Here is a 26,491-nt window from a genome sequence, read left to right on the forward strand (position 1 = left end):
GGAAAGCCGTGCCCGTGACCGACGGGCCGGTCCTGCGGATCGACGACCTGGTGGTGGAACTGCCCGGCCCGCACGGCACCCGGACCCGCGTGGTGGACGGCGTGTCCTTCGACGTGCCCCGGGCCACCACCGTGGGGCTGATCGGCGAGTCCGGCAGCGGGAAGACCATGACCGCCCAGGCCGTCCTGGGCCTGCCGCCCGAGGGCGCCACCCTGTCCGGGCGACTGCTCTGGCACGGCGAGGACCTGCTCGCCGCCGACCCGGCACGGCGCCGTGCGGTACGCGGCCGGGAGATCGCCATGATCTTCCAGGACCCGCTCGCCGCCCTCAACCCGACCCAGCGGATCGGCCGCCAGGTCGGCGAGATACCGCGCCGCGACCGGCTGCCGCGTGCCGAGGTGAACCGCCGGGTCGTCGAACTCCTCGACCGGGTCGGCGTGCCGGAGCCGGAACGGCGGATGCGTGCCTACCCGCACGAACTCTCCGGCGGTCTGCGTCAACGCGCGGTGATCGCGATGGCGTTGGCCGGAAACCCGGCGCTGCTGCTCGCCGACGAGCCCACGACGGCCCTCGACGTCACCGTGCAGTCCCGGATCCTGCGGCTGCTGGCCGGCATCCAGGCGGCGGACGGCCTGGCGATGCTGCTGGTCAGCCACGACCTGCGGGTCGTGTCGCAGGTCGGCGAACAGGTCGTGGTGATGTACGCCGGACGGGTCTGCGAACGCGGGCCCGCTCGTGACGTCCTGCGGCGGCCCGCCCATCCCTACACCGCCGCCCTGGTGCGCAGCGTGCCCGCGGTCCGGACCCGTAGCGCACTGGCCGATCCGCTGCCCGGGGCCCCGGCGACACCGGCGAACCGGCCGGCCGGCTGCGCCTTCCATCCGCGCTGCCCCCTGGCCCGCGCCCGGTGCCGTGCCGAGCAGCCACAGGTACGCGAGGTGGCGCCGGGCCGCTGGAGCGCCTGCCACTTCGCCGAGGAGGTGCCGCGGCCGTGAGCACGAGCGAGCGCGCCCTCCTCGACGTGCGTGACCTGCGCGTCAGCTACGGAGGGCGGCGGAGCGGTCAGGTCGCCCTGGACGGGGTGAGCCTGTCGGTGGCACCCGAGGAGACGCTCGGGCTGGTCGGCGAATCGGGCTCCGGGAAGACGACCGTGGCCCGGTGCGTGGCCGGACTGCTGCGGCCCGGCGCCGGGACCGTCGCCTTCGAGGGACGGCCGCTCGGCCGCGCGGGCCGTCGGCCGCCCGAACTGCAGCGTGCGGTGCAGATGGTGTTCCAGGACCCGCGGTCCTCGCTGAACCCGCGCATGACGGTCGCCTCGGTCATCGCCGAGGTCTGGAACACCCACCCGGTCACCGCACCCGAGGGCGACCGCACCGAGGCCCTGCACCGGCTCCTCGCCGACATGGGGCTCGACGCCGAGGTGGCGGCGCGGCGCGCGGGGGACCTGTCGGGCGGTCAGTGCCAGCGGGTCAGCATCGCCAGAGCGCTGGCGGTACGGCCCCGGCTGCTGGTGTGCGACGAGGCGGTGTCCGCGCTCGACGTCTCGGTGCAGGCCCAGATCCTGCGGCTGCTGGTCGACCTGCGCGGCCGGCACCGGCTCGCGATGCTGTTCATCTCGCACGACCTGGGAGTGGTGCACCAGATCGCCGACCGGGTGGCGGTGATGCGCCGGGGCGTGATCGTGGAGGAGGGCCGGACCGGCGAGGTGCTGACCGCACCGCGTCACGCGTACACGCGGGCGCTGCTGGACGCGGCCCTGGACCTGGACGACTCGGTGCCGGGGGACGGTAGCGCCGACGGCGAGGCGGTCGTATGAGCGAGGGGCGGGGTGCCGTGACTCCGGTGCCGACCGGCTGGAACACCTGGGACGTCCGCACGCACACCGGCATGAACCGGCTGCCGGACGGGCCGCGGGTACGGTTCGGCGTCCTCGGCCCCGAAGGCCCGGTGCTCGACGGCCTCACCTGGCGCGACGGCCTCGACCGGCTGGGCCCGCACACCGTGGACGGCAGCTACGCCGAGGTGACGGTACGGGCGGCGGGCCACCGGCTGCGGCTGGAGTTCGCGGGCGGCCCCGGGGACGTGCTGGATGCTCTGGCCGAGAGCACGGGGGTGATCGTGCTGTCGGTGGAGGACCTGGACGGCATCGAACAGCAGACGGACCTGTCCGCCACCGTCCGCGCGGGCGGCATCCGCTGGACGGTCACCACGTCGGCACCGGCCCGCAGCATCGAGGGCGCGCAGGACGCGCTGGTACTGGCGTTTGACGGCGCCGTAGAAGTACGGTTCGCGCCCCGACGGGGCGCGGGGCCGTATCGATCTGCGGCTCCGCCGCGGGGCGCGACCAGCCACCACGGAGCGGCAGCCGAAAGACGGCACGGCGCGGCCCGCACAGCGGAGCGCACCTCGCTTCGTTCCACCGGCTGGCTGGGCGACGCCGCCGACGCCCTGACCCGGGCCGTCACCTGGAACACCGTCTACGCCCCGGACATCGGCCGCGTCCTGACCCCCACCTCACGGGACTTCGTCTGCGCCGAACGCAAGGGCTTCTACGGCACCTGGGCCCTGCACGCCTGGGACACCTTCTTCACCGGTCTCGTCGCCTCGGCCGTCGACCGCGACTACGCGCGCGGCATCTTCGAGCAGATCCTGCCGTACGCCGACGAGACCGGCATGATCCCGAACCGGGTCTCGGACGACAGAGGCCGCACCGACGACCGTTCGCAGCCGCCGGTCGGCGCCCTGACGGTGTACCAGGCCTACCTGGCGGGCGGTCTCGGGCCCGGGACCCGCGACACGGCGCTGCTCGCCACCACCTTCCCCACGCTGCTGGCCTGGCACGACTGGTGGCCCCGGGCCCGCCGCGGACCGCACGGGCTGCTCGCCTGGGGCTCCGACCCGGTCACCGGCGACTCCGCGTCGGCGACCCTGGACCGGGCCAGACGCGAGTCGGGCCTGGACGACTCGCCGATGTACGACGAGACCCGGTACGACCCGGCGACCCACACCATGGACCTCGCCGACGTCGGCCTGAACGCGCTGCACATCGCCGACGCCGAGGCGCTGGCGGAGATCGCCGGCCTCCTCGGGGAGCGCGCGACGGCCGACCGTCTGCACGCCGAGGCCGCCGCGGCCGGGGCGGCCGCCGACCGGCTGCTGTGGGACGACGAGCGCGGTGGCTACCGCAACCTCACGTCGGCGGGCACCCACGATCCGCACGTCTCGCCGACGATGCTGTACGCGCTGCTGGGCGGGCTGCCGGACGCCGGCCGTGCGGCGGCGGTGGCCGCCGATCTGCTGAGGCCCGAAGTGCTGGGCGGTGTACGGCCCTTGCCCAGTGTGGCCCGCAACGACCCGGGTTTCGCGGCGACTTACTGGCGCGGCCGGATCTGGGCACCGATGGCCTATCTCGCCGTACGCGGGCTGCGGCGGTACGGGCTGACCGAGCTGAGCCGGCCGGTGGTGGGGAACCTGCTGCGGCTGTTTCTCCACGAGTGGCACGAGCACGGCCACGTCCGGGAGAACTATCCTGCCGTCGACGGCGAGAACCTGACGAACCTTCGGAAACGGTCGGACGGGTTGATGGCCTGGGGCGGACTGCTGGCCTACCTCGCCTTCGGTGAGCTGGCCGACGCGCGCCCGGACGGCTGGCGGTTCGCCCACCCGGGCGAGCCGGCCGAACTGTGCAACCTGCCGCTGGGCGAGGGTCGCCTCGACGTCCGGGCGGCCGACCGGCTCACCGTCCGCCTCGAAGGACGGGTCCTGCTGGACATGGCGCCCGGCGTCGTCGTAGGGAGCTACCGGCGGACCCGTGACCACGTCAGCGGCACCGCCGAGGGTGCCGGCGACCTGCTCGTCACCCCGCCGGAGGGCGGCCCGCCCGTGCCGGTGGACGTACGGGGCGCTCCTCGGAGCTTCACCTTCGGTCCGGACGGTGCGGGTGACGTACAGGAAGGGAGCGGTGTATGAGCGCGCCGACGTCGGCGGCCACGGACATCCTCGTCGTCGGCGGGGGCCTCGGCGGGGTGGCCGCGGCGCTGGCCGCACTGGACCGGGGGCGGTCGGTGCTGCTCACCGAGGAGACCGACTGGATCGGCGGTCAGCTCACCAGCCAGGGCGTACCGCCCGACGAGCACGCCTGGATCGAGCAGTTCGGCGCCACCCGCACCTACCGCGCGCTGCGCGAGGCGGTCCGCGAGCACTACCGGACCTGGTATCCGCTCACCGAGGAGGCCAGGCGGCGCCGGTATCTCAACCCGGGCGAGGGCCGGGTGAGCCCGCTGTGCCACGAACCCCGGGTCGGCGCCGCCGTCCTGGCGGCCATGGTCGCGCCGTACGTGGCCGCGGGCCGGCTGCGGATCCTGTACCGGCACCGACCGGTCGCGGCCTGCGTGGACGGCGACCTGGTGAGGTCCGTGGTCGTCGAAGGGCCGGAAGGCACCCGGGTCGAGGTCGCGGCGCCGTACGTCCTGGACGCCACGGAACTCGGCGACCTGCTGCCGCTGACCGGCACCGAGCATGTGACGGGCTTCGAGTCGCGGCGGGACACGGGGGAGCCGAGCGCACCCGAGACGGCCCAGCCGGCCAACATGCAGGCGTTCTCATGGGTGTTCGCCGTCGACCACGTGGCGGGGGAAGACCACACCATCGACCGCCCGGCCGGCTACGGCCGCTGGGCCGCCTACCACCCCCCGCACTGGCCGAACCGCCTGCTGAGCCTGAGCGCGCCCGACCCGAGGACGCTGCAGACCGTACCGCGCGGCTTCACCCCGAACGCCGACTCGGGGCCGGTCGTCGCCGACCAGAGCAAGGACGCCGGTGACAAGGACCTGTGGGAGTTCCGCCGGGTGTTCTCCCGGAAGCTGTACCGGCCGGGGTTCGCCGCGAGCGACGTGACCATCGTCAACTGGCCCATGATCGACTACCTGCCCGGACCGCTGATCGGGGTGGACGACAAGGAGCGGGACCGGCACCTGGCCGGGGCCCGCGAGCTGAGCCTGAGCATGCTCTACTGGCTGCAGACCGAGGCCCCCCGGCCGGACGGCGGCACCGGCTGGCCGGGTCTGCGGCTGCGCGGCGACGTGCTGGGCACGGCCGACGGGCTGGCCAAGGCGCCGTACATCCGCGAGTCACGCCGGATCGTCGCCCGGCGCCGGATCGTCGAACAGGACCTGTCCCTCGCCGTGCGCGGCGAGCACGGCGCGGTGCGATATCCGGACTCGGTCGGCATCGGGATGTACCGGATCGACCTGCACCCGTCCACCGGCGGCGACACCTACATCGACGTGGCCGGCAGCCCTTTCCAGATCCCGCTGGGCGCGCTGCTCCCGGTGCGGGTGCGGAACCTGCTGCCGGTGTGCAAGAACATCGGCACCACGCACATCACCAACGGCTGCTACCGGCTGCACCCGGTCGAGTGGAACATCGGCGAGGCGGCCGGGTCACTGGCGGCCTACTGCCTCGACCACCGCCTGGACGTCGAGCAGGTGTACGAGGACGGCGAGGAGCTGCGCCGGTTCCAGGACGAACTCACACGCGCCGGGGTGGAACTGGCCTGGCCGGAGGTCAAGGGGTACTGATGGGCGGTCAGGACGTCGACGCGCCCCGAGGGGGCGCGGGGCCGCATCGATATGCGGCTCAGCCGCGGGGCGCGACCGGCCACGACGGCGCCGCGGCGGAGCAACCGCACCTGAGGGTCGAGCACTTGGCCCGCGAAGAGAGGGAGCGGATCGACGGTCGCGCGCTCCTGAGTGGTGTCGTCGTGCCGCTGGTCACTCCGATGGACCGCCCCGGACGCCCCTCGGCTCCGGCCGCCGACACCCTGCTCCGCGCGCTCGCGGCCGCCGGCGCCCGCGGCCTCATGCTCTTCGGCAGCAACGGCGAGGGGCCGCTGCTGCCCACGGCGGAACTGGCCGAGTTCGCCGCCGGGGTGGCCGAGCGCTGGCGTCGGCTTACCGACGATGGACCGGTGCTGATGAACGTCACGGCCCCCGGCACCGCCGAGGCGCTGGCACGGGCGGAGGCCGTCCGGCCCGCCGCGCCGGACGCGCTGGTGCTCAGCCCGCCGATCTACTTCCACCACCGGCACGACGAGATCGTCTCCCACTACTCGGCCTTCGCCGGCCTCGGTGTTCCCGTCGTCGCCTACCACGCGCCCCGCTACGGCAACCCGCTGACCCCCGCCCTGCTCGACGAACTGACCGGCCTCGCACACCTGGTGGGCATCAAGGACAGCTCGGGCGACCCGGCCCTGTTCGGCCACGCCCTCGCGGCGGCCCGGCGGCGCGACGACTTCGGGGTCAGCCAGGGCGCGGAGCGGCAGGCACTCGACGCGCTGCGGCTCGGCGCCGACGGTGTCGTCCTCGGCGTGGCCAACCTGGCGCCCGCGGTGACCGTCGAGCTGTTCCGGGCCCACCGCGAGGGCCGGGACGAGGACGCCCGGCGCGCGCAGCAACTGCTGGACGCGGTAGTGGCGTTGCACACCGTACGTCCCGGGGTCCCGGCGGTGAAGGCCGTCCTGGCCGAGCGCGGGCTGTGCCCGCCGTATGCCGCGGCGCCCTTCACCCCGTGCTCCGAGGGAGAGCGCAAGGCGCTGCTCGACCTGCTCGCCCCCCTCGACGCGCATCTCGTACGCGCCTGAACCCGAGTCCGCACCGGTGCCCTCTCCTGTCTGTACCTCCACCGTTCCGCCCGAAAGGGGTGGCCCCATGTCCGAAGACAGACCGAACCGCACCGCCATGAACCGCAGATCCTTCGCCCGGGGCGTCGTCGGTGCCACGGCGACCGCCGCGTGGGGGCCCATGGTCCTCGGATCCACGGCGCACGCCGCCGACCGGTCGTCCGCACCGGACCGGCACGGCGCCTTCTTCGAGGAGCAGACCCTCTGGGACGCCGCCGAGGGACCGCTCGTGAGCTACCACGTCCACGCGCTCGCCGTGCTGCCCGACGACACCGTCCTGGCCGTGACCGAGGGCCGACACGAGGTGTGCGACGCCGGTCCGCGTGACCTGCTGCTGCGCCGCAGCACCGACGGCGCCCGGACCTGGGAGGCGAGCCGCACCCTGGTCGCCTCCGTCGACGGCGAGTCCTGGGGCAACCCGGCACTGGTCGTGGACCGCGAGACGCGGGAGGTCTTCCTCTTCTACATGCTCTCGCTCCGGCTTCCGCAGAACGCCTCCTGCTCGGGCGACTCGGGCGAGCTCTACGTGATCTCCAGCCGGGACGGCGGCCAGACCTGGAGCGAACCACGGACCCTGGCAGGCCTGTTCGACGGCTTCCCCTACAACTGGGCCCTGCACGGCCCCGGTCCGGGCCACGGACTCCAGCTGCGCTCCGGCCGTCTGCTGCTCAACTGCCTGCACCGCAGGGTGATCGTCGGCAACACGGTGGCCCAGCGGTACTACGGCGTCGCGCCGATCTACAGCGACGACCACGGCACCACCTGGCAGGCGACCGGCGAAGTGCCCGTACAGGTGGCGTACCCCATCAACGAGGCGCGGATGGTGCAGCGCTCCGACGGCACCGTGTTCGTCAACGGCCGCTTCGCGTCGGGCGGCGAGAACCAGCGCATCGTCTCCGTCAGCACGGACGACGGCACGACCTGGTCGCAGCCGGCGCTCGACGGCGGCACCGGCTCGTTCAACGCGGTGGACGCCGGCCTGCTGCGCTACACCGGCGGCCCCGGCAGCCGTCAACCCGGGCGCGTGCTGTTCAGCCGCCCCGACTCGCCCGTCAGATGCAACATGACGGTGTCGGTCAGCTACGACGAGGGCATCTCGTACCGGTACCAGCGGGTCATCAACGAGAACCGCTCCTTCTACTCGGATCTGGCCCGGCTCTCCGACGGCACGATCGTGCTGCTCTACGGGTGCGACGGTGACATGGCGAGCGTTCCGCGCCGGGTCGACGTCTGCTGCTTCTCGCTCGACTGGCTGACCGGTGGCCGCGACAGCCTGCGCCGCGGCCCCCACTACCGGGAGGCCGTCGTCGCGTTGGCCGAAGCGGACCGCGAGGTCACTGGCGGCTTTGTACAGACCGTCGAGGACCCGCTCGCGCGCCGTGGCGAGCGGCTGGTCCTCACCCCCGAACAGGTCGGCGACACCGTGGAGTTCACCTTCCGGGTGCCGCGCACCGGCGACTACTGGCTGCTCCTGCGCTACCACCGCTCGGCGGACGGCGCCCTGGCCACCGTCACGATGGACCACGCCCGGCTACCCGCCTACGCCATCGACACGACGGCGCAGACGGCCGAGGGATTCGACCTGGCCCACCTCGGTACCACCCGGCTGCGCGCCGGACGGCACACCCTGCGCTGCGCGGTGACGGCACCCGGCCGGGGCGGCGGCACCCGGCTCGGCCTCGACGCGCTCAGCCTGATCGAGGCGCCGGGTTCCGCCGACCTACGCGCCGAGGTGGTCGTGGACAACGACCGGCTGGGCTTCGCGATCGTCAGCGGCAGCTGGCCGACGGCGACCGCGGACCCCGGCTTCTGGTCCGGCAACTACCGTACGGCGCCCGCCGGTTCGGGCGAGCGAAAGGTGCGCTGGCAGCCGGCGGTACCCCAGGACGGGGTGTACGAGATCCAGACGTCGTACCCCCCGGCCGCCAACCGGGCGAGCAACGCCCCGTACACCGTCGTCCACGCGGACGGCACCACGACCGTACGGATCGACCAACGGGCCGCGGGCACCACGGATCCGCGCGGCGGTACCTGGGTCTCGCTGGGCGAATTCCGGCTCCGGTCCGGTCTCGGCACGTCGGTCGAACTGGCCAACGACGCCGACGGTGTGGTGGCCGCCGACGCGATCCGCCTGCTGGGTCCGTAGACCCGAGCGCCGGCCCCGGTGCCGCCCCGGCAGACAGCGCCGGCGGCCTTCGCGGTCCGCGCTGCGTCCGAACCTCGGACAGGTGACGAGAGGACGGCGGGCAGGAGCGCGATCAGCGGGACGAGCACGGTCCACGGTGTGCCCGGAGACGAGGTGAGGAGCCGGCGAGCACGAGGGCCTCCGGTCAGGCCGTGTCGGCGGCCAGGATGAACAGGCCGGCGACCTTCTCGTCGGTGTCGAACGCGACCCGGGCCTTCATCTCGCCGGCCTCGTAGCGCAGCGGGACGTCGACGACCGTGTGGTCGCCGATGCGCCGTACGAACGGTTCCTCCTCGCCGAAGCCCTCGAAGGCGCCCACCAGACCGGCGACCGTGGCCATGCCGCTGCCGCGCACCTCGTCGGTGAACGCCTCCCGGACCCGGGCGTCGAAGGACTGCCGGGCCCGGTCCAGGCGCCCTTCGAGGACGTCGGTGACGATCTCACGGGCCCGTCCGGCGGCGTCCGCCATGCGCACGGTCTTGTCCATGGGTTCTCCCGTTCGGGGGTCTATGGGCTTGCCGAACCGCTGGAAGGCGGCCTGGCGGGTGACGCCGAGCAGGTCCCCGATCTCCTGCCAGGTGTGCCCGGCGTCCCGGCACTGCTGGACGCACAGCTTGAGCACCTGTTCGGCCAGCCCGTCCAGGTCCCGGGAGCGTCGTACCAGGTCGAGATAGGCGGGCGGGGTCAGCGGACTGGCCAGCGCCTCGGCCAGCACCGAGGCCTGCCCGGCCAGTTCGGCGCTCAGCGAGGCGAGGCTCGTGGAGGAATCGGCCACATGTAAAGGATGTGTTTACACACCTGGTCGTGTCAAGGATTCCTTTACGGCTGTGAGGGCCGAGAGGAGTCCGTCGGCCAGGAGCAGGGGCTGGGGCCGGGAGGTCTCGCTCGTGGTCGCCGTGGCGCGCACGACGGCCTTCAGCTGCGCTTCGGGGAAGGTGTCGGCGTAGGCTCGGGCGTCGTCGGCCGCGTACGCCGCGCCGAGTGCCGTGCCGAGGGCCTGCGCGTGGGCCTCGGCGAAGGCGCGGGCGTTCGCCTCGGTGCTGAGACGGGCGTAGGCGTGGCCGTACGCGTCGGCCTCCGGTGCGGAGTACCCGTTGGCCAGGGCGTGGTCGCGGGCGCCCCTGTGGCCCTCGGCGTAGGCGGAGGCACGGTCGTAGGCGGCGTCGTGCAGCCGCAGCAGGAGCGGGCCGAGAGCGGATCGCCAGGTGTTCCGGTCGGCCGGTGTGCCCCCGGCCGCCGCGCGGTGCAGGGCCGTCGGCTCTGCCGTGTCCGCCGTGTCCGCCGTGCCCGCGAGCAGCGGCAGCACGGTGTCCGCCTGCCAGACGTGTACGGCCCGCAGTCCGGCCGGAGCCCTCGCGGTGCCGAGCAGGCCGTGCAGACGGGTCGCCCAGGCGTCCGCGGCCGGCGGCGGCAGCTCCCCGTGGAGGGCGGTGGCGAGCTGCCACAGCCAGGCGGGTACGCCGGCCGGGGGCGGCACGGCGGCCCCGGTCCGCAGCGCGGCGAGGAACGCCGCCGGGGCGGCCGTGGTCGTGGCCATGCGCGCTCTCCCCTCCGGCCGGTCAGGCATGCAGAGACGTGCCGTCGATCGCCACGCGGCGGCCCTGCCTGGTGTGCGGGAAGTAGTCCCACACCGCGTGGTGCTGCACACTGCGGTTGTCCCAGAACACCAGCGTGCGCTCCTGCCAGCGGACCCGGCAGTGCAGCAGCGGGGTGCGGGCGATGTGCGCGTACAGCATTCCGAGGAGGGCGTCGCTCTCGGCGCGGGACAGCTGGGTGATGTGCGAGGTGTAGGGGGCGTTGACGAACAGCAGCCTGCGGCCGGTCTCCGGATGGCGGACGACGACCGGCTGCTCGGTGCGCGGCACCTCGTACTCGGGCGGCGGGGTCAGCCCGGCGTCCGTCCAGGGCTTGGCGCCGTCGTGGAGGGCGGTCAGACCGTCGAGGAAGCCGCGCAGGGCGGGGGAGAGCAGTTCGTAGGCGAGGTGCATGTTGGCGAACAGGGTGTCGCCGCCGCTGCCGCCCTCGGGGATCGTGGTGATGTACAGCATGGAGCCGAGGGAGGGCTCGGCGTCGGCGGTGCCGTCGGAGTGCCAGCCGTTGCCGGCGACGGCCTTGGAGTCCTTGTCCGCCTTGATCTCCAGGATGTGCGGGTCCGATCCCTCCGCGGCGAGGGCGACGGGGTGCAGCTCGCCGAAGAGGCCCGCGAACCGCTTGTGCTCCTCGGGGGTCAGGTCCTGGTCCCGGAAGACCAGCACGTGGTGAGTGTGGAACGCGTGCCTGAGCTCCTTCTCCTGTTGCGGCGTCAGCTCACGGGAGAGGTCGAGCCCGGTGACCTCGGCGCCCAGCACCGGGGTGATCGGGGCGACGGAGAGGGTGTCGTAGGGCTCGGCCGGGCGGGTGGTGAGCCGTTCTACGGCGTGCAGTGCGTAGTCCTCCATGAGGGACCTCCTCGGGACGGGGTGGACGGAAGCGTCGATGGGGGCGGGGGCGGGGGCGCGGAGTCAGAGCCCGGCGTCGAGAAGCCCGGCGACCACCAGGCGGCCGAAGGCGAGGTTGCCGTGGATCGTGTCGTCCGGCTGGCAGAAGACCGGCCGCTGGTGCCCCGCGCTGTCGGTGACGCGGGCGCGCAGGTCGACCAACTCCACACCGCGCGCGGTGAGTTCGGTGCCGATGACGTTCTGGGCGGCGAAGAAGACGTCCGGGTCGGACATACCGGGGACGCGTTGCGGCGGCATGAGGGCCAGCACCCGCAGCCCGAGGGCGGCCGTACGGTCGTAGAAGGCGAGGGCGCCGCGCGCACTCGCCCGGACCAGGTCGGCGAAGAAGCCGCTGCGCAGGAACCCTGCGGGCACGGTGCCGTGCCGGTCGCGGTGGATGTCCCAGTTCTGCCGGGTGGCCACCGTGTGGGCGCTCAGCCCGAACGTGCACACGAGCGGCACCCCGAGCCCCGCGAACCCGGGCACCCCGAGCGCGTCCAGGAACTCCCGGACCAGCCGCCGCGCCTCCGCCTCCCGGAAGACCAGGTCGCCGTCACCGTCGTCGAGGAACGGTCCGAGGAAGTCCCGCCCCGAGCCGACCGGGCCGCCCACGAAGGGCAGACCGGCCTGCTGCGCGGCCCGTCCGACACAGCCGGCGTGCGAGTCACCGAGCAGGAGGAACCGGGCGGGAACGGGGTGCGTAGTAGTCGAGTACGGCATCGTCACACCAGTGGTCCTCTCCACCGGCGGGGCCGGCGACGGGGGCGGTCCGTTCGGGCGCGGGCGGCGCCGCGTCCCCCTCGGGCCGCAGAGCCCGGAAGAAGTGCCGCATCACGAAGCCCACCCCGTCGGGGGTGACCGTGCGCAGGTTCGGTCCGTAGAACGCCGCCCGGTACGGGAAACCGGTGACGATCTCGTACGACGGGAAGTAGTCGACGTCGTCCGACGCGTCGGCGAGCTGGCCGGCCGCCGCGCGCAGCACCGACTTGGAGTGGGTGGTGGCGACCAGCGCGTGACGGCCGGTGGCGGTCGCCGTCAGCGGGACCGGGGAGACCGTGAGGATCGTGCGCAGGCGGGAGTTGACGCCGCGCGCCATCGCGAGCACGTCCGTCAGGTCGCGGTGCACCCGGTCCACCGTGTGGTTGTGCAGGACATGCCGGCCGGGGTCGTAGGTGCCGCGCACGGTGCCGGGGCACACCGGCAGGACGGTGCCGGTACGGACGTCGTGCCAGGCCTCGGTCAGGCCGAGGGTGAACACCAGTACGTCGGCTCTGGTGAGGGCGGCGCGGACCGCGTCCAGCGTGACCGCGCGGGCGCGCAGCACGTCGTCCGGCGAGCGGTGGCCGGCCGGTTCCACCGCGGGCCGGTAGGGGTCGTGGAAGGCACCGTCCTCCTCCCACACCTCCTCCGGCGGTTCCTCCTCCGCCAGTGCCCAGGCGACCCACTGGCGCAGCGCGGCGGCCGTGTAGACGTTGCCGGTGCGGAAGGAGAAACGGCGGTAGCCGCGCGCCGCCTGTTCGGCGGCCGTCAGTCCCGGAGGCGGGAGTTCGGCGTCGTACCAGTGCATGCCCTCCGCCAGGAGGGCCCGGCCGATGTGCGCGGCGAAGCACGAGCCGGCGGTGACGACGGGATCGTCCTGGCCGATCGCGAACTTCGGCGTCCACAGGCCGTCGATGTCCGCCGGGTCGCGCTCGGCGACCGAGGTGCGCCAGAACGACCGCGCGGGCAGGTGGGTGTACGGATGCTGCACGGGTGGTCTCCTCAGGTCCGTCCGGCGGGCTGCCGCCGGGCGGCGGACGGGGACGCGGTCGCGGCGAGGGCGGCGGCGATCTCCCGGACGTGCGGCTCGGCGACGATCTGGTAGTGGTCGGCGTCGACGTGGTGCAGCCGGTACGGCGCGGGCAGATGCGGGTCCCAGGCACCGGGGGCGGTCGGTTCCGGCGCGAGCTCGGCCTCGTCCACCTGGCGTGCCGCCAGCCATACCGCGGTGGGCGTCCGGCGCAGCCGCGGCAGCCGGTGCCCGGCCATGGCCGCGAGGTTGGCCCGGCAGCAGCGCGCGAGCCGCTCGGCGTAGAGGCGACCGGGCGCCGCGAGGGGGGCCGCGGTCTCCGGATCGGGTCCGGCGGTGGCGTGGGCTCGTTCCGCCGGCCGCCCCAGGCCGTTTCCGCTCAACTCGCGGGCGAAGACCGCCTGGATCTGTTCCTCGTCGTAGCCTGCGAGGCGCTGCCCGGCCCCGGGCGGCGGCGGATCGAGGAGATGCAGGGCGGTGACCGGACGCTCCTCGGCCTCGGCGAGCGCGGCCATCGACAGCGCGGTCCAGGCCCCGAACGACCAGCCGGCGAGCCTCAGCCGGCGGCCGGGCTCCGGGAACTCCCGTCGCACGGCGGCCAGGTAGTGCGCGGCACGTTCCTCGATGGGGCGGCCGGCCGGCAGTTCGGAGGCGCGCAGTCCGGGGTCGGCGATCAGGCAGACGGTGAGGTCGTCGGGCAGGGCGGAGACCAGGGGCCGGTAGGCCTGGATGTCCCCGCCCACCGGATGGACCAGGCACAGCAGGTCCGGCCCCGGGCCGCGCTGCCACACCTCGACGTCCACCGTGCCGTGCGTGCGGACACCGCTGCCGAGGTGGCCGAGGATCTCCGCGAGGCTCACCCGGTGGCTGAGCCGGGACAGCTCGATGTCGGTGCCGTGCCGGCGTTTGATCTCGTCGAGGAGTTCCAGCAGGGTCAGCGAGTCGGCGCCCAGGTCGTACAGGGCGGCCTGCGGGTCGACGGTGGCCACACCGAGCAGGTCGAGGAGGATGCCGGTGATCTCCGCACCGGGGTCGCCCGGCACGGGACCGGCGGGGGCGGGAGCGGCTGGGGCGGCGGGAGCGGTGGTGGCGGTGGCGGCCGGTTCGTAGAAGTCCCGGGCGGCCGTCAGGTCCGTGGTGCTGACCATGAGATACGGCAGTTGGAGGTGTCGGGCCCGCTCGAAGACGGCAGTGCCCTCCTCGGGGGTGAGCGCCACGGTCAGGTGGACCCGGTGCCGGGCGTCCGCACGGGCGGCGTGCTGCTGGGCCATGCCGACGCCCCGCCAGGCGTCCCAGCCGACGCTCGTGCGTACGGTGGCGTCGCCGCCGGGCGTGGCGTGGTGGGCGTAGGCGTCGAGGCAGGCGTTGGCGGCCGCGTAGTCGAACTGGCCGACGCCGCCGAACCGGGCCGCCATCGAGGAGCAGTACAGGACGTAGTCGGGGGCGTGCTCGGCGACGAGCAGTTCCACGAGCAGGGCGCCGCGCAGCTTGGCCGCCGTGACACCACGGGCGGCGGCCGGTTCGCGCCGGGCCAGGAGGCCGCCCGCCGCGGCGCCGACGGCGTGCACGATGCCGGCCAGACCGTCGAGCAGCGGGGCCAGCCGGTCCGCGACGGCCGTGGGTTCCTCCGCCGCCAGGTCGGCCGTGACCAGGGTGACGCGCTCGCCGAACGGCCGCAGCCCGGCGGGCACTTCGGCACCGCGGGCCACCAGGACGACACGGTTCCCGGGGTGCCGGAGCAGGCTCGCGGCCAGGGTGGTGCCGATGCCGCCCGTGCCGCCGAGGATCAGATGGGTGCCCGGCGCCGCGGCGGGCCGGGGTGCCTCGCCGGCGGGCACCGGCACGGTGGCCCGGTGCCACCAGAACCCGTCGCGCAACGCCGTCGCCCGGTCGGTGACGGTGTCGTCGAGGAGCAGATCGGGCAGGCGGGCGGCCCAGCCTGCCGGGTGCGGGCCGGGCAGATCGGCCCAGCGCAGGGTGACGCCCAGCTCCTGCCGGGGGACCTCGAGGGCCGCGGCGAGCAGACCGGCCTCGGGGGTGTGCACGGTCCCGGTGACCGGTTGCGCCCGCTGGGACAGCAGCCAGACCCGGGGCCGCCCCGCCTCCGGGCGGCCGGCGAGGGCCAGGGCGAGCGCGGCCACCGTGTCGAGGCAGGCCCACTCGGCCGTCTCCAGCGCGGCCGCGGTCGGGCTGCCGTCGAGGGCGAGCGGAAGGGCGTGCAGCCAGTCGACGTCCGGTTCGTCCGCGCCGGTCAGGCGGTCGAGCAGAGCGGTCAGCTGCCCGGTGTCGGCGACATCGGCCTCGTAGCGGTCCGCACCGAGCCGGGTCAGGCCCGCTCCGGCGCGCACGGTCACCACCCGGGCGTAGTGGCGTTCCAGGAACCGCCAGCTCTCGCCGTCCTGTCCGGGACCGATCACCACCACGGCGGTACGGCGGGACACCGCGGCATCGGTGCGGGCGCGCCGCGAGCGGGTCCACAGGGGCTGGTGCAGCCACTGGGCGGCCGGCAGCCGGGAGACGCCGGACCGTTCCCCGGCCGCGCGCGGAAAGTCGTACTCGGCGGTGTCGAAGGCGGGCGGCGGGAAGTCCCAGGGCGCGGGTGCCGGGCCCGTCGGCCATACGACGGTGCGGCCCGCCTGCCAGGCCTCGGCGAGGGCGTACGGGTCGCGCCCCTCGACCGCCGGCGCGTTCCGGGGCGGGGCCGCGGTGACCGCCGGCAGTGCCCGCAGCCAGGCGACGGCCGAGGCGGTGTCGGGGCAGACCGCCGCCGCGCGGTGGGCGAGGGCGGGGCGGCCGGTCTGGAGGTGCCGCAGCACCCGGGGGTAGGCGTCGGGACGGGCCGTGAGGTAGTCGGCCACACGGTGCCCGTCCGCGCGGACCGCGGCCTCGGAGGCGCCGGACAGCACCAGACACGGCAGCGGCCCGGCGGGGTCCGGGGCCGGCACCGGCTCCGGTTGCTCCAGCAGTACATGGGCGTTGGTGCCGCCGATGCCGAAGCTGCTCACCCCGGCCACTCTGAGCCGACCGGCGGGCCAGGGCTCGGCGACGACCGGGATCCGGAACGGGCCGTCGGCGATCTCCGGGTTGAGCCGGTCGAAGTCCGCCGTCGGCGGGACGACCCCGTGGTGCACGGCGAGCACCGCCCGCACCAGGCCGACGACGCCCGCCGCCGCGCCCAGGTGCCCGATCTGGCTCTTCACGGACGACAGCGCCACCCGCGCGTCCTCCGCCAGCCCGTACGCCTGCCGCAACGCGGCCGCCTCGACCGGGTCGCCGAGCCGGGTACCGGTGCCGTGCGCCTCGACGTACCCGACGTCGCCGCCACGGCGGCCGCTGCGGTCCAGCGCGGCCCGGATCGCGGCCCGCTGCCCGGGCAGCGACGGGGCGCTGTAACCGAGCTTGCCGGAGCCGTCGTTGTTCAGCCCCGAGCCGGTGACGACCGCGTACACGGTGTCGCCGTCCCGGCGGGCCGCCGCCAGCGGCTTGAGGACGACCACACCGCTGCCGCTCGCCCCCACGGTGCCCTCGGCGTCCGCGCTGAAGGGCCGGCAGTGCCCGTCGGGGGAGAAGATGTGCTGCGGCCGGTAGACGTAGCCGTCCGTCAGCTCCGTGTCGACGAGGACCCCGCCGACCAGCATCACGTCGGCGTCGCCCTGCCGCAGCATCCCGGCGGCGATGTGCACCCCCGCGAGCGAACTGGAGCAGGCGGACTGGAGGGTGAACGCCGGTCCGGTGAGCCCGAGATGGTAGGCGGCCTTGGTGGCGAGGAAGTCCTTCTCGTGGTGCAGGGCGAGCCGGAAGGAGTCGGGCAGCAGGTCCGGGTCCCCTTCTCGGAGCATGCGCTGGAAGTAGGTGTTCTCGCCGCAGGAGGCGACCAGACCGACGCGCAGCCGCGCCGGGTCGCCGATTCCGGCGTGGGCGAGGGCTTCGGCGCAGTTCATCAGCAGGTGGCGCTGCTGGGGGTCCATCAGCCGGGCCTCGTGCGGGCTGATCGTGAACCGGCCCGGGTCGAAGTCCAGCAGCCCCGCCGGCTGGCTGCGGGCGCCGACCCTGCCCTCGGCCGCGGCGAAGTGCTCGATGCCGCGGCGCCCGGTGACGACCAGGTCCCAGAACGCGGCCAGGTCGGGCGCGCCCGGCAGCCGTACGGCCATGCCGACGACGGCGACGGGCCCGTCCGCCGGCCGAGCGCCGCCGGCCGCGTCCGGCTGCCGGGCCGGTGTGTCGCCGGCGGTGCCGTCGTCCGTCAAAAGCCGGGCCAGGGCGCGCAGGGTGACGTGCTCGAACAGGTCCGGTACGGAGAACGGGAGATCCCCCTCACCGGCGCACCTGAGCTGGAAGCGCATCAGGTCCAGACTGGTGGCCCCGGCGTCGAAGAACCGCTCGTCCACGTCCACGGTCCTGCCGGTCGCCGCCCGGAACAGCTCGGCCAGCCGCCGTTCGAGCGGCGACGGCCCGGCGTCAGAGCGGTCGTCCGGCGCCGGCCCGGTGCCCACGCGATCGCCCGGCCGCAGCTCGCGGCCCGGCGCGGTGAGCGCCGCCCGGCGGTCCAGTTTGCCGCTCGGCGTGCGCGGCAGGTCCGTCACCCGGCGGAAGGCGGTGACCCGGACGTAGGAGGGCAGCTGTCGCGCCAGCCGCCGGGTCAGGTCCGCCGGGTCGGGATCCTCGCCCCGGCACTGGAGGGCGGCGACCAGCCGGCCGTCCAGCACCCCCGCGACCGCGTTGACCACCCCGGGACACCCGAGGAGCGCGGCCTCGACCTGGCCCAGCTCGAGGCGGTGGCCGCCGAGTTTGACCTGGCCGTCGTCGCGCCCGGCGTAGTGCAGCAGGCCGCTCTCGTCGAAGCGGGCGCGGTCGCCGGTGCGGTAGAAGGTGCCCAGTTCGGGGTCGTCGACGAACCGGTCCCGGTGCGCGGCGGCGTCGCCCAGGTAGCACCGGCCCGCCATGGGACCGCCGATGAGGAGGTCGCCCGTCACCCCCGGCGGCACGGGCAGACCGCCCTCGTCGGCCACCCGCAGCACGGCCCCCGCCACCGGGTGGCCGATCGCGGGGCGAGCCGGCCAGGAGGCCGGGTCGCCTTCCAGGCACAGGGCGCTGACCACATGGGTCTCGGTCGGGCCGTAGTGGTTGAAGAGGCGGGCGCCGTCCGGCAGCCCCGCGAACCAGCGCCGGATCGCGTCCGTGCACACCAACTGCTCGCCGGCGGTGACGACTTCACGCAGCCGGGACGGGAACACCCCCGCGCGCACGCCGTGCTCGGCCAGCAGCTGCAACGCCACGTACGGCAGGAAGATCCGCTCCGCCCCGCCCGTCTCCAACTGCCGGAGCAGCGTGGGCATGTCCTGCCGCCACGCCGGTCTCACCAGGCGCAGTTCGCCGCCCGAGCAGAGGGTGGTCAGGATCTCCTGGAAGGAGACGTCGAAGGAGAGCATGGAGAACTGCTGGGTGACGGCGGGCCGTTCGAGCCCTCCGGCGGTCCGCTGCCAGGTGAGCAGATTGCACAGGGTCCGGTCGGGGACCCGGACGCCCTTGGGGGTGCCGGTGGAGCCGGACGTGAACAGGGTGTAGAGCGGCCGGAGTCCGCGGTGCCCGCAGGGCACGGGCGGCGCGGTGGGCGTGCGGGTGAGGGTGACGACGTGCCGGGGCAGGGACGGCGGGGCGATCGCGGCCAGGACGTCGAGGTCCTGGGCCCCGGTCAGCACGCACAGCGGGGCCGCGTGGTCCAGCACATGACGCAGCAGGGCCGGCGGGTAGGCGGGGTCGAGGGGGACGACCGTCAGGTTACGGCGGGCCGCGGCGAGGAGGGCGACGACGTGCTCGACGGACGGCTGGAGGTAGAGGGCCACGGACGCCGGGGCGGCGGGATCGTCGGGCACGCTCAGGAGCGACGCCAACTCGTTGGCCTGGGCGTCGAGTTCGGCGTACGTCAGGGTGGTGTGGCCGAGGGTGACGGCGGGCGCGTCCGGCGTGCGGGCCACCTGGCGGGCGAAGCCCTCGGCGACCGTCGTGAAGTCCGCCGCCACGGGAGTGCCGTGGGCCGTGGCCGCCGTGCGGTGGGGGGCGACGAGTTCGCGCAGGGTGCCGGCGCCGTCGCCGGTCAGCTGGTCCAGGGCTCGCCGGAACACCCGGGCCGCCGCCTCGGCCCGTTCGGCGCCGAAGTCGTCGCGGTACTCCCAGAGACAGCCGAACCCCGACTCGTCCTCCACCACCGAGAGGGTGAGCGCGCACTTGGCCCCCGCGGGCTCGGGCCACAGGGGCTCGACCGCGCAGTCCGTCAGACGCAGTGCGGAGAACTCCGTGTTCTCCAGGACGAACAGGTAGTCGAAGAGCGGGGCGCGGTCGCGCAACGCCGGGTCGGTGAGCACGTCGGCGAGGAGGACTTCCTGCCCTTCCAGAACCCGGCGCACGGTCTCGGCATGCGAGGTGAGATGGGTGTGCAGGGAGTCGTCGGGCCGTACGGCGAGGTCGAGGAGCACGGTGTTCGCGAACATGCCGACGCTGTCGGCGAACTCGGGGCGCGGCCGGTTCGCCACCGGAGCGGCGACCAGCGGCCGGGCCTGCCCGGTCACGCCGTACAGGCACGCGGCGAACGCCGACACCAGCAACTGGAACCTGGTCAGGCCCAGTTCCCCGGCGCGCCGGTCCAGAGCGGTACGGCGGACCAGGTCGAGGGAGGTACGCAGCAGCCCGGCCCGCGGCCGGGCCGAGGACCCGGGCCGGGGCGCGGGCAGGGCGGGTGACGGTTGCGATGCGTCGGCGTAGTGGTCGCGCAGGCGGGTGCGGTGGCGTTCGTACGTGGGCGTCGCGCGCCAGTCGCGCTGCCAGCGGGCGAGGTGGAGAGGTCCCACGGCCGGGGCCGGACGCGCCGTGTCGCCCGCGTAGGTGTCGGTGAGGTCGCGGAAGAGGAGGTTGAGCGACCAGCCGTCCACGGCCGCGTGGTGCAGATGCAGGAGCAGCAGGCCGCCATCGGCCCCCTCCGCCCAGGCGGCCCGCAGCATGTGGGGCTCGGTCAGGTCGAAGCGGTGGGCGAAGAAGCGGTCGGCGGTCTCCTGCCAGGGCTCCCCCGTACGGGTGTCCAGCGGCTGCCAGGGGTCGTACGGCGCCTCGGTCCGCTGCAGCAGGCCGTCCGGGGCGGGGACCAGCCGGGTACGCAGGGCAGGGTGCCGCTCCACCAGCGAGCGCAGCGCACCGCGCAGCGCCCGCGGGTCGACGGGGCCCTGGACCCGGAAGGCGAGCGGCACGTCGTAGGAACGGTCGTCGGGGTCGCGCCGGTGCAGGAACCAGAGGCGTTCCTGCTCGCTGGTGGCGGGCGCGGCCGTGGCGTCCGGGGCGGGCGGCACCGGCGGACGCGAGTCCGCCTCAGCGGTGCGCACGGCGTCCGCGAGGGCGGCGAAGTCGGCCCGCAGCACCTGGCTCTGGGGGATGTCGACGCCGTACCGCTCCAGGATCTCGAAGCGGAAGCGCAGCGCCTTGAGGGAGTCGCCCCCGCTCGGGATCCAGCGGTCGTCGGGACGCAGGCCGCCGACGGCGAGGATCTCCTCGGCGATCTCCAGGACGGGACGCTGCTCCGCGCTGACGGCGACCCTGTCCGCACGGGTGCCACGCCACGGCGCGGCCGCGTCGCGCAGCAGCGCGGCCTGGTCGACCTTGCCGTTGGCGGTCAGCGGGAGTTCCGTGACGAGGTGGGTGTGGTGCGGGCGCATGTACGGCGGCAGGGCGGCGGTGAGGTGACGTTCGTAGTCCGTGAAGGCGAGGTCGTCGCCGAGGACGAGGAAGGCCAGCAGTTCGTGCCGGTCGGCCGTGTCGCGCCGGGTGCAGACGTGGGCGCGGCGCACGGCGGGCAGGGCCAGGATCCGCTGTTCCACCTCGCCCGGCTCGATGCGGAAGCCGCGCACCTTGACCTGCCGGTCGGCGCGTCCGACGTAGACCACACGCCCGTCGGCGTCCCGCCGTACCAGGTCACCGGTCCGGTACCAGCGGCGCGGGGTACCGTCCTCGTCCTCCAGCCGGACGAAACAACGCTCGGTCAGTTCCGGCAGGTTGCGGTAGCCCCGCGCCAACGCCGGTCCGCTGAGGAGGAGTTCGGCGACTTCGCCGTCCTCCGCGGCGCGTCCGTCCGTGGTGTGCAGCAGCAACGCTGTCCCCGGGAGCGCGGTACCGATGGGGATCGAGTCGCCCTCGAAGTCACGGGGGATCGGGTGGCACAGGGCGAACGTCGTGGCCTCCGTCGGCCCGTACACGTTGTGCAGGACGGTCGGGGAGTGCGGATTGGCGTCGTACCAGGTGCGTATCGCCCGCGGGTCGAGCCGTTCGCCGCCCACCAGGACCTGGTCCGCGTCGGCGAAGCAGCCGGGGACCTGGTCGACGACCGTGTTGAAGAGCGCGACCGTGATGAACAGCGTGTCGACGCGGCGTTCGCGCAGTACGGCCGCGAGCCGGTGCGGGCTGTGCACCTCGGAGTCGTCGAGCACGACGCAGACGCCGCCGGTGAGCAGCGGGGCCCAGACCTCGAAACTGAGCGCGTCGAAGGCCGGGTTGGACAGACAGGCGAAACGGGCGCCGGGCCGCGGGTCGAGCCAGCCGGACCGGGCCAGCCGCAGCACACCCGCGTCGGTGACCTCGACGCCCTTGGGGCGGCCGGTGCTGCCGGAGGTGTAGAAGACGAAGCCCGTGCTGCCGTCCCCGGCGGGTGCGGGTGCGGGTGCGGGTGCGGGTGCGGGTGGCGCCGTGGTGGCGGGGGGTGCGGTCGGGCCGAGGAGCAGGCCGGCGTCGATCCCGTCGGCGTGCTCGGTCGTGCCGTCGTGGACGACCGCGACGGCGCCGGAGTCGTCGAGGATGTGGCGCTGCCGGTCGGGCGGGCTGAGCCGGTCGAGGGGGACGACGGTGGCCCCGGCGCGGCGGATGCCGAGCATGACGCACACCAGCTGCCAGGAGCGGGGCAGGCGGACGGCGACGGACTGCCCGGCGCCCACACCCCGTTCGCGCAGCCTCGCGGCGACCCGGCCGCTGAGCAGGTCGAGTTCCGCGTAGTCGAGCCGGCGGTCGCCGTCCTCGACGGCGACGGCGGAAGGCGTGCGGTGCGCCTGCGCGATCACGGCTTCGGCGAGTGCGGTCCCGGTCGGTCCGCAGGGTGCGGTGCGGTCGGTCATCGGGCTTCTCCCGCCGGTACGGGTGCGGAGCGCACCGCGGTGGGCGACTGCCCTTCGTGATGGGCGAGTTCGGCGGCGAGCAGCGCGGCGACCCGGGCAGTCTCGGCGCCCTCCAGGATCTCCCAGTGGTCGCAGGCCATCGTCTCGACCCGGAACTCGCCCTGCGCGCGCCGCCGCCAGAAGGCGCGGACCTCGGCGTGGAAGGCGGTGTCGGCGCCGTCCGGCACGGCTTCGGCCAGGACCAGCCGGGCCGGTGAGGCGGCCGGGACGTGCGCCCTGGCGGTGAGCCGGTTGTGGTTGTAGATCCGGAAGTAGCGGTCCACCTGGGCGTCGTCGATGCCGGGGTACATCCCGTTGAAGCGCACCAGTTTGTCGCGGAACTCGGCCGCGTCGACGGCGGTGATCGCCGCACGGGCCTCGGCGTCGTCGGTCGCCTGCGTGTCGAGGAGGACCACGCTCACGTCGCTCCGTCCGGCGGCGCCGAGCAGGCGGCCCATCTCGTGGGCGACGAGTCCGCCGTAGGAGAGCCCGGTCAGGACGAGCGGACCCGCACCGAGGGGTTCGAGGAGGCGCAGATACGCCTCGGCCATGGCCTCCACGCTGGGCAGCACGTCCTCTCCCGGGTTCACACCGGGGGACTGGATGCCGTACAGGCCGGCGTGTCCGGGCAGGTGGGCGGCCAGGGGCAGGTAGCAGAACGCGGTGCCGCCGGCCGGGTGGACGCAGACCACCCGGGGGCCGGTGCCCCGGCGGAACTCGATCAGGCTGCCCGGAGCGCGGTGCGCGCCGTCCTCGCGCAGCAGCGCGGCCAGCGACTCGATCGTCGGCCGCACCATGACCTCGGCGACCGGCAGCCGGCGGCCGAAGGTCTCGGTGACCTCGTGGGCCATCCTGATGGCGGACAGCGACGTGCCGCCGACGTCGAAGAAGTTGTCGCCGACGCCGATCGAGGGGTGGAGCAGAATGCGTTGCCAGATGCGGTACAGGGCGTGTTCGACGTGGTCCCGCGGGCTCGCGGTGTTGACCTGGTCGGACGTGTGCTCGTGGACGAGGTGCAGCAGGGCGGCGCGGTCGAGTTTGCCGCTGCGGCCCAGCGGCAGGGTCTCCAGGTCGAGGACGACGGCGGGGACCATGTAGTCCGGCAGGCTGCGGGCGAGTGCCGTGCGCCAGTCGGCGCCGGTGCGGGCCGGGGCGCCACCCCGGCCGACGGCGGCCACCAGCCGGGGTCGGCCCGCCGGGTCCTGGTCGGCGAGGACGACGGCCTCGCGGACGCCGGGCAGCCGCGTCAACGCCGCCGTTATCTCGCCCGGTTCGATACGGAAGCCGCGCAGCTTCACCTGGTCGTCGGCGCGCCCCGCGTAGTGCAGCAGGCCGTCGTCGCCCCAGCGGGCGAGGTCGCCGGTGCGGTAGACGCGGGCCCCGGGCACGAACGGATCCGGCAGGAAGCGTTCGTCGGTGAGGTCGGGGCGGCCCAGATAGCCACGGGCCAGGCCCGCCCCGCCGAGATGGATCTCCCCGACGACGCCGGGCGGGACCGGCTGCATCCGGGCGTCCAGCACGTAGCAGCGGGTGCCGGGCAGCGGGCCGCCGATGGGACACGGGCGGTCCAGCGGGCGGGGGTCGTAGTGGGCCGTGCTGTAGAGGGTCGCCTCGGTGGGGCCGTAGCCGAAGCAGACCCGCAGGCCGGGCAGTCGCTCGGTCATGCGGTGCAGCGCGGCCTCGGTCAGCGGCTCGACCCCGGTCAGCAGCTTGCGCAGGCGCAGGCCGCGCAGCCGTCCGTCCGGGTCCTCGTCGACCCACTTGACGTAGGCGGGTGGCAGGAACGCCTGCACGATCTCGTGCTCACGCAGCCAGGCGAAGAACTCCTGCGGGTCGCCGCGCAGTTCCTCGGGGACGAGGTGCAGCACACCGCCTGTGGTGAGGGGCAGCAGGAGTTCGTGGACCGAGGCGTCGAAGCCGATGCTGGACCAGGCCGAGCCCGCCTCGCCGGGGGCGGTGCCCATCCGGTCGTGCCAGACCGAGAAGAGGTTGAGGACGCTGCGGTGCTCGACGGCGACGCCCTTGGGCCGCCCCGTGGACCCGGAGGTGAAGATCACGTAGGCGAGCTGGTCCGGGGTCCGGGGGATCCCGGCCGGCGGCCGCTCGTCGGCCCTCCCCTCGGCCTCGACCGCGCCGAGGCCGAGCCAGCCCCGCGGCCGGTCCGCCCCGCTGCGGTCGCTGAGGACCACGGGGCACACGGCGTCCTCGACCATCGCGGCGAGGCGTTCCGTGGGCTGCCCCGGGTCGAGCGGCAGATAGGCGGCGCCCGCCTTGAGGATGCCGAGGATGCCGACCGCCAGGTCACAGGTGCGGCGGGCATGCAGTCCGACGACGTCGCCCGGGCGGACGGCACGGGCGACCAGGGCGTGCGCGAGCCGGTTGGCACGACGGTCGAGCGTTCCGTAGTCCAGGGCGTGCTCGCGGTCGGTGACGGCGGTGGCGGCCGGGTGCGCGCGGGCCCAGGCCTCGAAGAGGCGGGTGAGACCGGAGGCCGTGCGCAGGGCGGTGGCGGTCGCGTCGGCCGGGGCACGGGTCTCGTCCGGCTCCTTCAAGGCGTCGCCGGCGCCGATCAGCGTCAGGCGCTCGTGCGGGTCCATCAGCTCCAGGGTGTCGACGGTGCGGTGCGGGTGCCGGGCCATGTCGGTGAGCAGATGCCTGAGGTGTCCGGCCCAGCGTTCGGCGGTGGCGGTGTCCAGCAGCGCGGTCGCGTGGTCGAGGTGCCCGGTGACCCGGCCCTGTGACTCGGCCGCCGACAGGGCGAGGTCGAACTTGGCGGGGGCGTGGGCGATCGGCAGCGGCGCGGTCTCGATCCCGGGCAGCTTCAGCAGGTCGTGCCGGTCCGGGACCCAGGCCAGCATGGTCTGGAACAACGGGGTGTGGGCCGCGCTGCGGGGCGGGTTCACCACCTCGACGATCCGCTCGAACGGCAGGTCCTGATGGGCCAGGGCGTCGCGGACCACCGCCCGGGTCCGGGCCAGGGCCTGGGCCGCGGTCGGGGAACCGGACAGGTCGACGCGCAGCGGGAGCGAGTTGACGAGGAAACCGATGAGCCCGGCGGTCCCCGGGCCGCGACGGCCCGCGACCGGGCTGCCGACAACGATGTCCTGCTGCCCGGACAGCCGGGACAGCAGGACGGCCCAGCCCGTCAGCACCGCCACGAACAAGGTGGCCCCGTGTTCCCGGGCCAGGCTCCGCAGGGCGGCGGTGACGTCCGCGTCCAGCTCGAACCCGACGCGGCCGCCGGTGTAGCACTGTTCGGCGGGCCGCGGTCCCGGCAGCGGCAGTTCGAGCACGGGCGGGGCGTCGGCCAGCACGTCCCTCCAGTAGGACTCCTGGGCCGCGAGGGCGCCGCCGAGCACGGACTCCCGCTGGGCGTCCGCGTAGTCGGCGTACTGGAGCCGCAACTCCGGCAGCCCGTCCGGCACCCCCGCCGCCAACGCCTCGTAGACGAGCCCGACTTCCTTCATCATCACGTTCATCGACGCTCCGTCGTAGATACTGTGATGGAACGTCAGCAACAGCACGTGACGTGCCGCGCCGAGGACGAGCAGCCGACCGCACCAGAGCGGACCGGCCGCCAGGTCGAACTCCCTGGCCGCCTCTTCCCGCTGACACACGGCCACCCGCCCTTCGGGGTCGGCCGCGGAGCTGAGGTCCTCGACATCCAGGGTGGCGCCAGAGCCCGGCGGGTCGATGTGCTGGCACACTCCGCCCCCCTCCGCCACCAGCCGCGTCCGCAGGGTCTCGTGCCGGTCGGTCAGGGTGTCGAGGGCGGCGGTCAGGACGCCGCGGTCGAGCGGGCCGGTGAGAAGGAAGGCGAGGGTCTCGTTGTAGGCGGTGCTTCCGCCCGGGAGCTGGGCCAGGAACCACAGCCGCTGCTGGGCGAAGGACGCAGGCCGGACCCGGTGGGCGGGTTCCTCGTGGACGGGGCGGGGAGTGTTCTGCACCGGCAAGGTCTGGCCTTCCTGTCGGGGGACGGGACCGGGGACGGAACAGAGGCGCGGCGAATGACGGCATCGCGCGAAGTGCGGGAAGGGGGGGAGGGGGGAGGAAGGGGGATGCGTGGGTATCGGCGAGTGAGGGGGACCGACGGGGATACGCGTGGTGCAGCTGCGCACGCTGAGGCGTCAGCTGCGCGGAGTTTCTGAGGGGGCTCCGTGACGTAGTTGTGATCAT

General features: G+C 74.4%; 13 protein-coding genes. 6 read left to right on the forward strand and 7 right to left on the reverse strand.

Going from position 1 to position 26,491, the window contains the following annotated elements; translation table 11 throughout:
- Nucleotides 1–14 precede the first annotated feature (14 nt).
- From ACFY0P_RS24005 to ACFY0P_RS24030, 6 genes are all read left to right on the forward strand, one after another.
- Nucleotides 15–995: an ABC transporter ATP-binding protein gene (locus tag ACFY0P_RS24005; RefSeq protein ID WP_388916602.1), complete on the forward strand. Its 981-nt coding sequence runs from the start codon at nucleotides 15–17 to the stop codon at nucleotides 993–995.
- Nucleotides 992–1,816 carry an ABC transporter ATP-binding protein gene (locus ACFY0P_RS24010; protein ID WP_388916605.1) on the forward strand — a complete coding sequence of 275 codons (825 nt, stop codon included), beginning with the start codon at nucleotides 992–994 and terminating at the stop codon, nucleotides 1,814–1,816. Before ACFY0P_RS24005 ends, ACFY0P_RS24010 begins: the two co-directional genes overlap by 4 nt.
- Nucleotides 1,813–3,969 carry a trehalase family glycosidase gene (locus tag ACFY0P_RS24015; protein ID WP_388916608.1) on the forward strand — a complete coding sequence of 719 codons (2,157 nt, stop codon included), beginning with the start codon at nucleotides 1,813–1,815 and terminating at the stop codon, nucleotides 3,967–3,969. The genes ACFY0P_RS24010 and ACFY0P_RS24015 overlap by 4 nt, the downstream gene beginning before the upstream one ends.
- Complete coding sequence (locus ACFY0P_RS24020; protein WP_388916611.1) at nucleotides 3,966–5,579, forward strand: FAD-dependent oxidoreductase; 1,614 nt, start codon at nucleotides 3,966–3,968, stop codon at nucleotides 5,577–5,579. Before ACFY0P_RS24015 ends, ACFY0P_RS24020 begins: the two co-directional genes overlap by 4 nt.
- Nucleotides 5,580–5,704: 125 nt before the next feature.
- On the forward strand, nucleotides 5,705–6,640 hold the full coding sequence (locus ACFY0P_RS24025; RefSeq protein ID WP_388916614.1) for a dihydrodipicolinate synthase family protein: 936 nt from the start codon (nucleotides 5,705–5,707) through the stop codon (nucleotides 6,638–6,640).
- Between the two features lie 67 nt (nucleotides 6,641–6,707).
- A complete protein-coding gene (locus ACFY0P_RS24030; RefSeq protein WP_388916617.1) occupies nucleotides 6,708–8,825 on the forward strand; it encodes an exo-alpha-sialidase in 2,118 nt (705 codons plus the stop codon).
- Nucleotides 8,826–9,009: 184 nt separating this feature from the next.
- Here ACFY0P_RS24030 and ACFY0P_RS24035 read toward each other — a convergent pair whose 3' ends face one another.
- The 7 genes from ACFY0P_RS24035 to ACFY0P_RS24065 all read right to left on the reverse strand — a co-directional run bounded on the left by ACFY0P_RS24035 (nucleotide 9,010) and on the right by ACFY0P_RS24065 (nucleotide 26,268).
- On the reverse strand, nucleotides 9,010–9,639 hold the full coding sequence (locus tag ACFY0P_RS24035; protein ID WP_388916620.1) for a DUF3887 domain-containing protein: 630 nt from the start codon (nucleotides 9,637–9,639) through the stop codon (nucleotides 9,010–9,012).
- Between the two features lie 15 nt (nucleotides 9,640–9,654).
- Nucleotides 9,655–10,401, reverse strand: a complete 747-nt coding sequence (locus tag ACFY0P_RS24040) for a hypothetical protein (protein WP_388916623.1) — start codon at nucleotides 10,399–10,401, stop codon at nucleotides 9,655–9,657.
- A gap of 22 nt (nucleotides 10,402–10,423) precedes the next feature.
- Nucleotides 10,424–11,302: a TauD/TfdA dioxygenase family protein gene (locus tag ACFY0P_RS24045; RefSeq protein ID WP_388916626.1), complete on the reverse strand. Its 879-nt coding sequence runs from the start codon at nucleotides 11,300–11,302 to the stop codon at nucleotides 10,424–10,426.
- A 63-nt stretch (nucleotides 11,303–11,365) separates the two neighbouring features.
- Nucleotides 11,366–12,067, reverse strand: coding sequence for a hypothetical protein (locus ACFY0P_RS24050; RefSeq protein ID WP_388916629.1), 702 nt, complete (start codon nucleotides 12,065–12,067; stop codon nucleotides 11,366–11,368).
- Nucleotides 12,006–13,091: a GSCFA domain-containing protein gene (locus ACFY0P_RS24055; protein ID WP_388916632.1), complete on the reverse strand. Its 1,086-nt coding sequence runs from the start codon at nucleotides 13,089–13,091 to the stop codon at nucleotides 12,006–12,008. The genes ACFY0P_RS24050 and ACFY0P_RS24055 overlap by 62 nt, the downstream gene beginning before the upstream one ends.
- 11 nt (nucleotides 13,092–13,102) lie before the next feature.
- On the reverse strand, nucleotides 13,103–22,276 hold the full coding sequence (locus ACFY0P_RS24060; protein WP_388916635.1) for an amino acid adenylation domain-containing protein: 9,174 nt from the start codon (nucleotides 22,274–22,276) through the stop codon (nucleotides 13,103–13,105).
- Nucleotides 22,273–26,268, reverse strand: a complete 3,996-nt coding sequence (locus ACFY0P_RS24065) for an amino acid adenylation domain-containing protein (RefSeq protein ID WP_388916638.1) — start codon at nucleotides 26,266–26,268, stop codon at nucleotides 22,273–22,275. The genes ACFY0P_RS24060 and ACFY0P_RS24065 overlap by 4 nt, the downstream gene beginning before the upstream one ends.
- Nucleotides 26,269–26,491 lie beyond the last annotated feature (223 nt).

This window comes from Streptomyces sp. NPDC001714 (genome assembly GCF_042892755.1).
In the GTDB taxonomy this organism is placed as follows: Bacteria; Actinomycetota; Actinomycetes; order Streptomycetales; family Streptomycetaceae; genus Streptomyces.